We start from the raw sequence: 13,090 nt of genomic DNA, 5'->3' as shown, positions 1-13,090 counted from the left end.
CTGCCCTCCAGAATCCACTCGACGTCACCGATCGGGTGGCGGCAGTCTATGGGCACAGCCTGTGAGGACCCTGTACAGCCCCGGTTAGGGTGGGTGCCGGACATCCCGGGCACGGGTGGACGCGCGGACGCGGAGGTGGATTTTCGTGCTCGTCGTCGGGTTCCCGGCCGGCGCGCTGAGGGCCAACTGCTACCTGCTCGCGCCCGGCCCGGACACCGCGTGCGTGGTCGTCGATCCGGGCGAGGATTCGGCCGGCCGCGTCGCCGAGGCGCTCGCCGAGCACCGGCTCACCCCGGCGGCGGTGCTCGCCACCCACGGCCACCCCGATCACGTGGCCGGCGCGGCGGCCCTCACCGCGGCCCACGACGTTCCGATGTGGCTCCACCCGGCCGACCGCGGCCTGCACGACGGCGAGCAGGCCGCCGACGTCCGCGACCTGACCGGCGCGCCGCTGGAACTGGCCGGCCTGGCGATCGACGTCGACCTCGTCCCCGGCCACACCGACGGCTCGGTGGTGTTCCGCGTGACCACGCCCGAGGGCGGCCGCCTCGCCCTGACCGGCGACACGCTCTTCGCCGGCTCGGTCGGCCGCGGCGACCAGCGGCGGCTGGGGGAGTCCCTGCGGGATGTGCTGCTGCCGCTGCCCGACGACACGGTGGTGCTGCCCGGGCACGGCCCGGCCACGACGATCGGCCGCGAGCGGGCCGGCAATCCGTTCCTGAGCGGGGCGCGCAGCGTCGTCCCGATGCCGTGATGGGGGAAGAAGTGACCGAGCCGACGAAGCCGGTGGAACCGCAGCGGCTGCCGCTGCACCAGGAGGACCCGGGGCTGACCCGCCGCCGTCTGCTGTCCGGCCTGGCCGGGGTGCTGATCATGGCGGCGGCGTTCGGCGGCATCGCGGGCCTGATCGGCGGCCAGGTCCCCGGGCTGGTCACCGCGGCGGTGGTGGGCCTGCCGCTGCTGTACGTGGTGGTGTGGAACGTGCGGCGCAAGCTGTGGCTGGAGGGCACCGCGGTGCTGGTGCGCACCTGGCGCACCCGCCGGGTGGACCTGGCGCGGGCACGGCGGATCGACCTGCTGGTCACCGACGTGCGCGGCGCCCGCACGGTCAGCCTGCTGTTCAACTCCGGGCAGCGCGGCCAGGTCGTCAAGATCGACCTCGCGGTCTACGCCGGGACCGGCGGGCGTGAGCTGCCCATCCTCACGCTGCGGCGGCTGGCGGACGCGGTGGCGAACAACATCGAGGCCAACGGGCTGGTGTTTTCCGAGCTGCTGGTCGCGCAGCTGCGCGCGGAGGCGCGGGGCGCGGGCGTGCCGGACCGGCCGCTCTACCAGCTGGCGTCCGCGGCGCCGTCGGGCAAGATCGCGCAGCGGTTCACGATGGAGGCCGTGAGCCGGTTCGTCGCGCGGCTGGGGTGATCTCGCCGTCGCGGCCGCCGAGCCGGTTCTCGATCACGGCCAGCTGCTCGCGGATGCCCTCCAGCTGGTAGACGATCTCCGGCAGCTCCTCCGCGGCGAAGGTCGCGAGCCGTTCCAGGTGCTCGGCCGCGTCGCGCAGTTCGGTGAGCGCGGACGCGATGCGCGGCAGGCTCGTGAGCGTGCGGACGGCGGCTTTCGTCAGTGCGTGAACGACCAAGACCCCTCCCCGCCGGACGGGAACCGTGTGCCCGGCCTTCGTACCCCATCGCGGGGCCGCTGACCTGGGCGGGGTGCCGGCGTGGGGCTAGTGATCGCTGCTGTGGCTGATGTGACTCACGGGTTCCCGGCTGGCGATCATCGCGGCCAGCACGGTGGTCACCGGCACCGCCGCGACGATGCCGACGCTGCCGGCCAGGGTGCGCACGATCTCCTGCGCGACGTCCTGCGAGCCGAGGATCGCGCCCAGTCCGACGCCGGAGATCGACGAGTACAGCATCACCGGCAGCGCGGCGCCGGCGTAGGCCATGACCAGCGTGTTCACCGCCGAGCCGACGTGGTCGCGGCCGATCCGCAGCCCCGCGGAGTACAGCTCGCGCCAGGTTAGCGACGGGTTGGCGCGGCGCAGTTCCCACACGGCGCTGGTCTGGGTGACGGTGACGTCGTCGAGCACGCCGAGCGCGCCGATCACGATGCCGGCGAGCAGCAGGCCACGCGCGTCGATGCCGTGGCCGAGGGAGGCGATGAGCGTCGAGGTGCTGTCGTCCAGGCCGGTCAGGGACGCGGCCGCGGAGAAGATCGCCGACAGCGCGCCGATCAGGGCAAGGCTCGCCAGCGTGCCCAGAACCGCGACGGAGGTGCGGGCGGACAGGCCGTGGGTCAGGTACAGGGCGATGAACATGATCAGCCCGGCGCCGACGATCGCGACGAGCAGCGGGTTCTCCCCGGCCAGGATCGCGGGCAGCACGAACGCCACCAGCACGACGAAGCTGAGCACCAGCGCGCCGAGCGCGGCCAGGCCGTGCCAGCGCCCGAGGACGACCACGGCGATCGCGAACAGCGCGGCGAGCACCGCGAGCGGGAGGCCGCGCTGGAAGTCGACCAGCTGGTAGGAGCCGGGATCGGCGGCGTCCCCGCCGTTGTAGGCCAGCACGACGTCGTCCCCGGCGCTGAAGCGCGGGGTGCTCGGCTCGATGGGCACGGTCAGCTCGACGCTGCGGCCGCTGCCCGGCCCGTCGGTGAGGGTGATGGTCGCGCTGAGGCACGGCTTGGCGTCCGGCTGGTCGCCGACCTGCACCTGACCGGCGGCCAGGCAGGGACCGGAGGTGGCGGTGCTGATGGTGCCGTGGACCGGGGTGCCCTGCGAGATCGCCGAGGCCGGTTCGTCCTGGCCCCAGGGGTAGAGCAGCAGCAGGCCGGCGACCGTGGCGGCCGCGATGGGGGCCAGCAGCCAGATGAGGAGGAGCTTGACGCGCCGGGAGGCCGGCGGAGCGGGGGAGTGGCCGTGGCCGTGCCCGGTGGGTGGGGTGGCGGGCGGTGCGGCGGCACGACGGCGGCGGGGTTCGGCGCCCGTGGGGTGGGCGCCGGTGCCTTCGGCGCCGGTGGTGGCGAGCCGGGTGGTGCGGCCGGTGGCGCGGGGGCGGTGGCTCGCGTCTTCCTCGCCGGAGTCGACGGGGTGGGGGCCGGTGCCCTCGGCGCTGGCACGGCGGGTGCTGCGGCCGGTGGCACGGAGTGGCTGGGCGCCTTCGGCGGTGGAGTGGCTGCCGGTGCCTTCGGAATCGCCCGCGGCGCGCTCGCGTCGCGGGCGGCCGGAGCCGCTCGCACGATGCGCTGCGCGCGGACTGTCCTCGGACCCGGCCGGGTTCCGGGGCGCGCGAGGGGTGCGTTCGGCAGGGTTGCGGCGGCCCGAGCGACCGGAGGCCGCTTCAGCGGGCTCTGAGCCAGTTGCGCGCGATCGCCGGCTGCTGCCGCCCGTCGTGCCGGGGCGTCCTTCGTGGGAAGCCCCGGCGGGCCAGGCGGGGGAGCCGCTCTCCGTGTAGCCGCGCGCGCGACGGGCGCGGCGGGGGTCGGCAGCCGGGCCCCCGGGGATGCGGCGGATCGGGCCGGTCTCCGCCGTGGGGTCGTCGTCGTGCTGCACCGGTCCATCGTCCCGCCCGCTGCTGTCACTCCGGCGGGTGGGTCGTGAAATTCCTCCGCGAAACCGCGTAACGACGGCCCCCCGGCTCCGTCCTAATGGCGAAGAGCCGTGGGAGGACAGGAGGCCATCGTGCACGCGGAAACGGTCGAGGAGCACCAGTTCGTCAGCCTGGACGGCTACGACATCCCGGTCTTCTCGCGGTGGAGCTACACCACCGCCGATCCCTACGCCGTCACCCTCTCCTTCCGGGCCGACCGCGGCCGCTGGGTCGAGTGGTGCTTCGCGCGTGACCTCCTCGTCGCCGGGCTCAACGAGCCGGCCGGCGAGGGTGACGTGCGGATCCGGCCCGATCTGTCCGCCGACCCGGACCAGCTGCTCATGGAGCTTGAATCGCCGGACGGGTACGCGATCGTCGAGTTCAGCCGCGAGGGCGCGGCGCGCTTCATCGCCTCCACGCACACGCTCGTCCCGCTCGGCGCGGAGAGCCCCCTGGTCGACGTGGACGGGTTCATCGCGGAGATCACCAAGGTCTGAAGCCCGTTCGCCGCGACGGTGAACGGCCTTCACCCGGTCGTGATCAGCTGCGCGGATGAGCCGGCGCACGCGCTCACGGCGGCGGTGGCCGCCTCCCGGTCCTCCTCGTCTCCGCCCCGCCGGCCGCCGCGGACAGCCTCACCCGCAGGTCGCCTACCGGACCCTGACGATGTCCACCCCGCTGGGCGTGCATGCCGGCTGCGACCGCCCGACAGCACCACCGCCGCCCTCGGCCGCGCGTCCGAGAGCACTGTCTTCCTCCCGCGAGGTGGGGGAGGTCGGCGGTCGCCATGGGTTTGCGGCCGCCGACCTGGTTCAGCCAGTTGCTGCCGCGGTCACCTCTGTGCGGGTGCGCAGGGTGTCGAGGTGGTCGGCGGGTACGACGGCCGAGTACAGCGCTGTCCAGCAGGATGGGCAGCAGTATTGGCGGAAGACGACGGGCGCATCGACGTAGTCGGTGGGGTTGGCGATGATCTGGGGCCCGGCATCGGTGACGGGGCCTTCATAGACTGCCAGGGCGAGATCGTCGCTCCCGGTGGCGTCGCCGAGGATCTCGTGGCAGTGGCGGCACGCCACCGCGGCGCGCGTCCCGTCGGTGACCTCGACGAGGTTGTCGTCGAGCCGTTTCACCGAGGTCGCGTCGGTCTTGCGGCCGCTGGGCACGCGAAGGACCCGCGAGCGTTGCCGTCGCGCCGCCCGCAGGCGGTCCCGTTCGGCCGCGGTCGCCGCCTCGTCCACGGCGCCGTTCACGACGACGACGCCGTACACGGACCGGGCGGCGCCGGCGGTGATCTTCTGTTCCCGGAGGTCCCGGGCGACCGCTTCGGGATCCCGGTTCAGCGGGTCGCCGTAGCCTCCGCCGCCCTGCCAGGTCATGACGAACACCTCACCCGGCGCCAGGTGGCTGGACGCGTAGTTCTGCGCCGGTTCGAGGCGATCGCTGATCTCGGACAGCTCGCTGGGCATCCGTCCGGAGGCGAGGAGGTCGGTGACGCGGCTGTGCCGGGCCAGCACGTCGAGTCCGGTGTTGCCGGGGTGCCCGCCGGCGAGGCCGCCGTTCTGGGAGACCGCCTTGCCGTTGGAGGCGAGGACGAGTCCCATGGGGATGCTGGTTCCGTGCGGGGTGATGGCGATCGACGCCCCGACCCCGCCGCGGTGCCTGCCCGGGCCGCCCGAGTCCGGGACCTCGCGCCGCCACAGGGCCAGCACCGGGTAGAGGAACTCGGTCATCTCGACGTCGGGGATGCGGCCCATCGGGATGCAGAACAGCCCGCCGGTGTCGATACCGTCGGCGTGGGGCCGCGCGCCGTACCCGCCGGACATCGGCTCCATGATGATGTTGAGGAACGGCGCGGGTTGCTCGCCGCGCTCGTCGAGCCCGGCGATGACCGCGGTGTCCCAGGTGCCGCAACACGTCGCCTGGACGTTCTTGCCGAGTTCGAGGTCGCGGTCGAGCATCTGGGCCAGGCATTCGGCGACGAGGTTGCCGGTGAGCCAGGCCGGGCCGATCGGGCCCCGTCCGACGGCGGCGGGGTAGGTCGCGTTGTTGAGCGTGCCTTCCTCGGTGATCAGGTCGAAGCAGCGCATGAGCCCGCCGGCCGACCACGGGATGTCGCCGGCGAGGATGGGCAGCAGGGCGAGCATGACGCCGCCGCGCATCCCGGCGTAGGTGCAGTTGACCACGCCGGACTGGGGGTCGGTGCCGGTGAAGTCGAAGGTGAGGTGGTCGCCGGTCTTGGTGGTGGTGACGGTGATCTTGTGCAGGCCGCGGTCGCCCTCGTGGGACTGGTCCTGGTAGCCGGTCGCGGTCCAGCTACCGTCGGGGAGGGCGGCGAGCTTGCCGCGCAGCCGGGTCTCGGCGTCGGCCATCATGCGCTTCATGACGGCCTTGACGGTGTCGGCCCCGTACTGCTCGATCAGCGCGTGCAGGCGTTCGCGGCCGACGTTGTTGGCGCCGATCTTGGCGCGCAGGTCGAGTGCGACCAGCATGGGCACCCGGGAGCGCCGGACCCACAGGTCGGCGACGTCGCGCTGGAGCTGGAAGTCGCGCACCACCTTGACCGGCGGGGTGGGCAGGGATTCGGAGAACACGTCCTGCGCGGCGGGGGAGAAGGAGCCGAGCCCGACGCCGCCGAGGTCCGGTTCGTGGCAGATCGCGCTGGTCCAGGCGAACAGCTTGCCGTCGTGGAAAACGGGCTGGTACACCATCACGTCGTTCTGGTGCAGCCCGCCGCCGACCCACGGGTCGTTGGTGAGGAACATGTCGCCCTCGGCGATGCCGGGGTTGGTGGCGCGGTTGCGCAGCGTCCAGTAGATGGCCAGGTCGACGGCGCCGACGAGCATCGTGTTGTACAGGCCGACCTGGACTTCCTGCCCGAGTTCGTCGGAGATGGCGAAGTCGAAGTCGTTGGCGTCGGTGACGATCGGCGAGCCGGACATGCGCTTGAGCGCCTCGCCCATCTCGTCGGTGACCGACCAGAGCCGGTGGCGCACGACCTCGTAGGTGAGCGGGTCGAGCGCGTCGATCTGCTCCTGGGTGACGGTGTGGGCCGGCAGGGTGGAGGGCAGCGAGCGCTGCAGTTCGCCGGGGTCGACCGGGCGGCTCGCGAAGACCTCGGAACCGGGGATGGGCATGCTCATGAGGCGCTCCTGGCGGAGGTGCGGCGGATGGTCAGGTTGCCGAGCGAGTCCACCGTGCCGGTGGCGCCGGCCGGGACGACGACCGTGGTCGTCGGGACCTCGACGATGGCGGGGCCGGCGAGCTCGTGCCCGGCTCGCAGTTCGCGGTAGTCGTAGACCGGCGTGTCGACGTAGCCGGTGGCGGCGTCGAGGCAGACCGGGCGGTGCCCCACCCGCGCCACGGCCGGGTCCGGCGAGGCGGCGGCGGGGATCGCGGGCAGCTCCGGCGAGAACGGCAGCACACCGATCCCCCGGACCCGGAAGGTGATGGCCTGGATGCCGGCTTCCCGGAACCCGGCGTCCTTGCCGTAGAGCGCGGCGTAGCGCTCCTCGAACGCGGCCGCGGCTTTCTCGATCGCGGCCATGTCCAGCGTCCCGCCCGCGACCGGGGTGGTGACCTCCGCGAGCTGCATGGAGTAGCGCATGTCGATCTCGCGGTGGACCTCGACGGTGTCGAACCGCACCCCTTGCCGGTCCAGCCCCTCGCGGACCTGCTTTTCCAGGTCCCGGAAGTTCTGTTCGGCCCGTTCCGGGTCGAACGGCACGACGGTGGGATCGGACAGCTCGGCGGCCAGGGCGATGTCCGAGGACGCGAGGCCGTAGGCGGAGAACGCGGAGGCGACCGGGCCGAGTGGGACGACCACTTCGTCGACCCCGACTTCGGCGGCGTAGCCGGCGCAGTGCGCGGGGCCGGCGCCGCCGAACGCGTACAGCACGAACTCGCGCGGGTCGTGACCGGCCTCGACGACGGTCTTGCGCAGCAGGTCGCCGGTCTGGGCGTTCTGCACGGTGTAGATCGCGGCCGCGGCCTCCTCGACCGAGAGCCCGAGCGGTTTGGCGATCTGGGTGTCGATGGCCTGGCGCGCCAGGTCGAGCGAGAGCGGTTTGCGCCCGCCGAGGAGGCCGCGTTCGGGCAGGATGCCCAGCACGAGGTTGGCGTCGGTGTTGGTCGGTTCGGTGCCGCCGTTGCCGTAGCAGGCCGGTCCGGGCACGGCTTGCGCGCTGCGCGGCCCGATGCGGAGGTTGCCGCCGGCGTCGAGCCAGGCGATCGCGCCACCGCCGGAACCGATCGCGTCCACCCGCAGCGTGGGCACGTTGATCGGGTGGTGGTTGATCACGGTCGTGGTGTCGCGCACCGGTTCGCCGTCGACGACCAGCCCGGCGAGGAAGGTCGTGCCCCCCACGTCGGTGGAGATGATGTTGCGGTGCCCGAGCTGGCGCCCGAGCGCCACCGAGCCGACGACACCGCCGGTCAGCACGGAGCCGACGGTGCTGATCGCGGTGGCCGGGGCCTCTTTGGCCGCGACCGCGCCGCCGTTGCTCTGCATCACCAGGAGCGGGCCGGCCAGGTCGTTCTCGCGGAGGGTGTCCTCCAGCGTGGTGAGGTAGTCCCGCAGCCCGGGGCCGATCTGGGTGCTCATGATCGTGGTGGCGTTGCGGGCGAACTCCCGGATCCGGGGACTGACTTCGCTCGACAGCGCGACGAAGACGCCGGGGTCCTGCTCGGCGACCAGTTCCCGCAGCCGCCGCTCGTGGACCGGGTTGCGGAACGACCACAACAGCGACACGGCGATCGCGCGCACGCCGTCGGCGAGAAGCGTGCGGATCGCGGAGCGGGCCTCGTCCTCGTCGAGGCCGACCACGACGTTGCCGTCGCGGTCGATCCGTTCGGTCACCTCGAGCGCGAGGCGTTTCGGCAGCAGCGTGTGGTTCTTGGCCTGTGCCAGCACGTTCTGCAGTTCGTGCGGGGACCGGCCGAGGTAGCGGCCCTCGACGTTCATGATGAAGATCGAGTCCCGGTGCCCCTTGGTGGTGAGGAAGCCGACCGGTGGCACGTTCCCCATGACCAGCGCGTTGAGCGACGACGTGGTGCCGTGCGCGATGTGGTGGGTGTCGGCGAGCATCTCCTTCAGCGGCTTGCCGAGCTGCTCGGCGAGCAGCTCCAGCACGTCGAGAACACCCCGGGAGTAGTCCGGCGGGGTGGACGGCGACTTGGCGGCGAGGACGGTGCCCGCGTCGTCGTCGAGAACGGCGTCGGTGAACGTACCGCCCACGTCCACGCCGATGACATACGCCATGACTCACGCTCCTTTGCGTGGATTGAGACCGCGGGGGCACCGACGAGGTGGGCACGCCCAGGCTCCACGAGTGGTTACGGCAACGTAGACTATTAAACGCCAGCGTTTGAAGTCAAGCTCGCCGGCGCTTGACTTGTCGTCGCATACGTCGAATACTCGACGTCGAAGTCAACGGGCGGAAGTGCCGTCACAACCTGGAGGTCGGGATGCAAGTACGCCGCGCCGCGGTGCTCGGCGGGGGCCCGGGCGGTCTCTACGCCGCGCGTCTGCTGAAACTGGCCCAGCCCTCGTGCGACGTGGTCGTGCACGAGCAGGGCGAGCCCGACAAGACGTTCGGTTTCGGGGTGGGACTGGCGGCGGGCACGCAACGCAGGCTCGAGGCGGCCGACGCGGACACGCTGCGGGACATCCTGGCCGCCGGCCACCGGCACGACATGACGATGACCGTGGGGGACCGGAGCGTGCGGGTGCGCAACGACCGCCTGATCGGTATCGCCCGCACCGAACTGCTCGCCGTGCTCCGGCGGCACGCCGAGAAGGCGGGGGTGCGCATCGAGTACGGCGCCCGGCGCGCGGCCGACGAGCTCGACGCGGACATCGTCATCGCCGCCGACGGGGTCAGCAGCGCCACCCGGAGCACCGGCGGATTCGGCGAGGACATCGAGGTCGGCCGCGGGCTCTACCTGTGGTGCGGCGCGGAGTTCGCGCTGCCGGACGCGATGTTCGCCCCGGTGGGCACGGAGCACGGCGTGTTCGTGACCCACGCCTATCCCTACTCCGGCGGCCGCAGCACGTTCCTGATCGAAACCGACGAGGAGACGTGGCGGCGTGCCGGGTTCGACCGTTCCACGGACGCGACACCGCCCGACGCGTCGGACACCACCTCGCTGCGTTACCTGGAGCAGGTGTTCGCCGCGCAGCTGCGCGGGCACTCGCTGATCGGCAACCGGACCCGCTGGACGCGGTTCCGCACCGTGCGGTGCAAGCGCTGGTCGTCCGGGCGGGTCGTGCTGCTCGGCGACGCCGCGCACACCGCCCACTTCTCCATCGGCTCGGGCACCAAGCTCGCGATGGAGGACGCGATCGGACTGGTCGAAGCGCTGGCCGGAGAACCCGACGCGCCGGCGGCGTTCGCACGCTACGAGGCGTCCCGCCGCCCGGACGTGGAGCGGATGCAGGAGCTGGCGCGGCGGAGCCAGCTGTGGTGGGAGTCGTTCCCGTCGCGGCTGCACTTCCCGGTCGAGCGGCTGATGGTCGCCTACATGACCAGGGCGGGCAACGTCCCCCTCGACCGCTTCGCCGCCACCAGCCCGGATGTCGTCGCCGCGGCGGCCGAGCAGTACGCGAACTCGAAACCCCCGGCACGGGACCTGGTCGAGTGGGTGCTGGAACAACCGCTGCGACACGAGCGGGCCGAGTTCCCGCGACGTGTTCTCCCGGCCGTTCCCGACGGTCTGGCGCTCACCACGTTCGCCGATGTCGTGGCGGACCCCTGGGATGACGCCGGAGATGCCGTCGTCGCCCGGGCGCGTCAAGCTCGACGGGAGGGAGCCGACGGTTTCCGGTTCACCGGCCCCGGCGACCGGCCGGCCGTGCTGACCCGGCTCGACCTGGCCGAACGGGTCCGCACCGAGGCGGGCGGGCTGGTGATCGTGGACGGTCCGCCGAGCTCGCGCGGCGATCTCGCGGCCGGCCTGGTCAGCGGGCGGTGCGACCTGGTCTCGTTCAGCGAGGAGGCGGCATGAGGACAAGCCGGTGGGGCGAGCGGCTCGTCACCTACCCCGGCGACGTGGCGCGCCGGTACCGGGAGGCGGGTCTGTGGGGCACCGCCACGATCGCGGACGAGCTGCACGCGGTCGCGGTGGCCCATCCGGAGCGCGACGCGGTCGTCGCGCTCGACGGGCGGGTGACCTTCCGGGAACTGGACGAGCGCACCGACCTCCTCGCGGCGGGCCTGGCCGGGCTGGGGCTGGCTCCCGGTGATCCGGTGCTGTTCCAGGTCTCGAACCGGCTCGGGGCGATCCTCGCCTGGTACGGGGTGCTCAAGGCCGGGCTGGTCCCGGTGTGCACCCTGGCCGCCCACCGCGGCCACGAGATCGGCGAGATCAGCAGGCGGGTCGGCGCCGTCGCCCACCTGGTCGAGGCGGACAACCGCGGGTTCGACCTGGTCGGCTTCGCCGTCGAGCAGCAGCGGGACCACCCCACGCTGCGCCACGTGCTGGTGCTGGGCGGTTCCGCCGGCGTCGCGGGCGTCGCGGTCGAGTCGCTCGGCGCCGGCGTCGATCCCCGTGCCGCCCGCGCGACGGTCGAGCAGATCCAACGGGGCATCGATCCCGACGACGTCGCGGTCTTCCAGCTCTCCGGCGGCACCACCGGGGTGCCGAAGGTGATCCCGCGGCTGCACGCCGAATACTGGTACAACGCCTTGGCCTACGCGCGTTCCTGGGGCTGGGGACCGGACACCCGGGTGGCCCACCTGATCCCGATCATCCACAACGCCGGCATCGTGTGCGCGGTCCACGGCCCGCACAGCGTCGGCGCGTGCCTGGTCCTCGGCACCGCGGACCCGGAGGTCTCGTTCCCGCTGATGGCCCAGGAGCGGGCCACGCACGTCCTGCTCGGGCACGGGCACTTCAGGGCGGCCGGCCTGCCCGGGTTCGCGGCGGCGACGAAATCGGTGACCCAGGTGGTGTTGTCGGGCACGAAGGTGCCGCCCGCGCTCTTCGGCGAACTGGAACGCCGCGGCCTGTGGTCGGGGCAGCTGTTCGGCATGGGCGAAGGGCTGTTCCTCACCACGCGGCCGGGCGCTCCGCGCGAAGCCCGCGCGGAGACCGTCGGCACCCCACTGTCCCCAATGGACGAGGTCCGGATCCTCGAACCCGGCGCCGAGAACGAAGTCCCGGACGGGGAGATCGGCGAACTCTGCTGCCGCGGCCCCTACACCCTCCGAGGCTACTTCGACGCCCCCCAGCACAACGCGACGGCGTTCACCTCGGATGGCTTCTACCGAACCGGGGATCTCGCCGCGATCCGGGAGATCGACGGGGAGCGGTACCTCACGATCGAAGGCCGGATCAAGGACCTGATCAACCGGGGCGGCGAGAAGATCAACGCCGAGGAGGTGGAGTCGTTGCTGCTCCGCCACCCCCGGATCACCGCCGCCGCCGTGGTCGCCATGCCGGATCCGCGTCTGGGCGAGCGCACGTGCGCCTACCTCGTCGTGGCGGGGGGACCACTCACCCTGCGCGACGTCCAGGACCATTTCGCCGCACTGCAGGTGGCGAAGTTCAAATGGCCCGAACGCATCGAGCTGATCGCCGAAATCCCGCGCACCCTGGTCGGGAAGATGGACAAGAAACGCTTGCACGCCGACATCGCCCGGAAGGTCGCCGCCGAACGCGCCGGGATCGCGCGGCCGCGCAGCACGGCCACCGCAACCACCTCAGGAGGAAATCCGTGACCACCCACCGCATCGGGCTCGTCGTGCCCAGCTCCAACGTCACCGTGGAAACGGAGGTGCCCGCCCTGCTCGGCCGTCACCCCGGCGCGCGGTTCTCCTTCCACTCCAGCCGGATGCGGATGCACAAGGTGTCCCCGGAGGAGCTGCGGGCGATGAACGCGCAACGCGAACGGTGCATCGGCGAACTGTCCGACGCCGGCGTGGACGCGGTGCTCTACGCCTGCCTCGTCGCGCTCATGGCGCAAGGGCCTGGCGAGCACCGGCGCACCGAAGCCGCGGTGACCGAACAGCTCGCGCAAGCCGGGCAGCGGCCGGCGGTGCTGTCCAGCGCCGGCGCACTCGTCGAAGCGCTCGCCGCCCTCGGCGCCCGCCGCATCGCCCTGGTCACCCCGTACCTGCGCCCGCTGGCCGAGCAGGTCGTGTCCTACCTGGAGTCCGAGGGTCTCGAGGTGCTCGACTGGGCCGCCCTCGAGGTGGGGGACAACGCCGAGGTCGGCTGCATCCCGGGCGAGCGGGTGATGGCGGCCGCGCGCGGCTTGGACCTGTCCGGTGCCGACGCGCTCGTCATCTCCGCCTGCGTGCAGATGCCGTCACTGGACCTGATCGGCCCCGCCGAGGCGGAGTTCGGGATCCCCGTCCTGTCCGCGGCCACGGCCGGTGCGTTCACCCTGTTGCGCCACCTCGGTTTGCCGACCGCGCTGCCCGGCGCGGGCCGCCTCCTGGCGGCGGGGCAGGCGGTGGCGCGATGAACCCGGCGCCTGGCCCGCCTCCCCTACAATGGCCGCC

The 13,090-nt window shown here is 72.6% G+C and carries 10 protein-coding genes; 6 read left to right on the top strand and 4 right to left on the bottom strand.

Annotation, left to right across the window (positions count from 1 at the left end):
- The first annotated feature begins 145 nt into the window (after positions 1–145).
- The gene (locus tag IE290_RS07435; protein WP_191243690.1) at positions 146–754 is read left to right on the top strand and encodes an MBL fold metallo-hydrolase; all 609 of its coding nucleotides are present in this window, start codon (positions 146–148) and stop codon (positions 752–754) included.
- 11 nt (positions 755–765) lie between these two features.
- The gene (locus IE290_RS07430; protein WP_191243689.1) at positions 766–1,419 is read left to right on the top strand and encodes a hypothetical protein; all 654 of its coding nucleotides are present in this window, start codon (positions 766–768) and stop codon (positions 1,417–1,419) included.
- On the opposite strand, the gene IE290_RS07425 is transcribed toward IE290_RS07430, so the two are convergent.
- Positions 1,376–1,636 (bottom strand): hypothetical protein, encoded by a 261-nt coding sequence (locus IE290_RS07425; protein WP_191243688.1) that lies wholly within the window; start codon positions 1,634–1,636, stop codon positions 1,376–1,378. The two genes, IE290_RS07430 and IE290_RS07425, sit on opposite strands and share 44 nt — an antisense overlap.
- 87 nt (positions 1,637–1,723) lie before the next feature.
- Positions 1,724–3,553 (bottom strand): YibE/F family protein, encoded by a 1,830-nt coding sequence (locus IE290_RS07420; protein ID WP_229874290.1) that lies wholly within the window; start codon positions 3,551–3,553, stop codon positions 1,724–1,726.
- 129 nt (positions 3,554–3,682) lie between these two features.
- Between IE290_RS07420 and IE290_RS07415 the strand changes: the two genes are divergently transcribed.
- Positions 3,683–4,087 carry an SsgA family sporulation/cell division regulator gene (locus IE290_RS07415; protein ID WP_191243687.1) on the top strand — a complete coding sequence of 135 codons (405 nt, stop codon included), beginning with the start codon at positions 3,683–3,685 and terminating at the stop codon, positions 4,085–4,087.
- Positions 4,088–4,402: 315 nt separating this feature from the next.
- Here the strand turns inward: IE290_RS07415 and IE290_RS07410 are convergent, their stop codons facing one another.
- Positions 4,403–6,727 carry a hydantoinase B/oxoprolinase family protein gene (locus IE290_RS07410; RefSeq protein ID WP_191243686.1) on the bottom strand — a complete coding sequence of 775 codons (2,325 nt, stop codon included), beginning with the start codon at positions 6,725–6,727 and terminating at the stop codon, positions 4,403–4,405.
- On the bottom strand, positions 6,724–8,844 hold the full coding sequence (locus IE290_RS07405; RefSeq protein ID WP_191243685.1) for a hydantoinase/oxoprolinase family protein: 2,121 nt from the start codon (positions 8,842–8,844) through the stop codon (positions 6,724–6,726). Before IE290_RS07405 ends, IE290_RS07410 begins: the two co-directional genes overlap by 4 nt.
- A 206-nt stretch (positions 8,845–9,050) precedes the next feature.
- Between IE290_RS07405 and IE290_RS07400 the strand changes: the two genes are divergently transcribed.
- Genes IE290_RS07400 through IE290_RS07390 form a run of 3 tightly spaced genes read left to right on the top strand, consistent with a single transcriptional unit; the run spans position 9,051 to position 13,053 of the window.
- Positions 9,051–10,589 (top strand): FAD-dependent monooxygenase, encoded by a 1,539-nt coding sequence (locus IE290_RS07400; protein ID WP_191243684.1) that lies wholly within the window; start codon positions 9,051–9,053, stop codon positions 10,587–10,589.
- A complete protein-coding gene (locus IE290_RS07395; RefSeq protein WP_191243683.1) occupies positions 10,586–12,304 on the top strand; it encodes a (2,3-dihydroxybenzoyl)adenylate synthase in 1,719 nt (572 codons plus the stop codon). The genes IE290_RS07400 and IE290_RS07395 overlap by 4 nt, the downstream gene beginning before the upstream one ends.
- Positions 12,301–13,053 carry a maleate cis-trans isomerase family protein gene (locus IE290_RS07390; RefSeq protein ID WP_191243682.1) on the top strand — a complete coding sequence of 251 codons (753 nt, stop codon included), beginning with the start codon at positions 12,301–12,303 and terminating at the stop codon, positions 13,051–13,053. Before IE290_RS07395 ends, IE290_RS07390 begins: the two co-directional genes overlap by 4 nt.
- Positions 13,054–13,090: the final 37 nt, after the last annotated feature.

Origin of the sequence: Amycolatopsis deserti, from assembly GCF_014653945.1 — a bacterium.
GTDB lineage: Bacteria > Actinomycetota > Actinomycetes > Mycobacteriales > Pseudonocardiaceae > Amycolatopsis_E > Amycolatopsis_E deserti.
The sequence above is the reverse complement of the archived record's forward strand: the minus strand, read 5'-3'. Positions and strand labels throughout refer to the sequence as shown.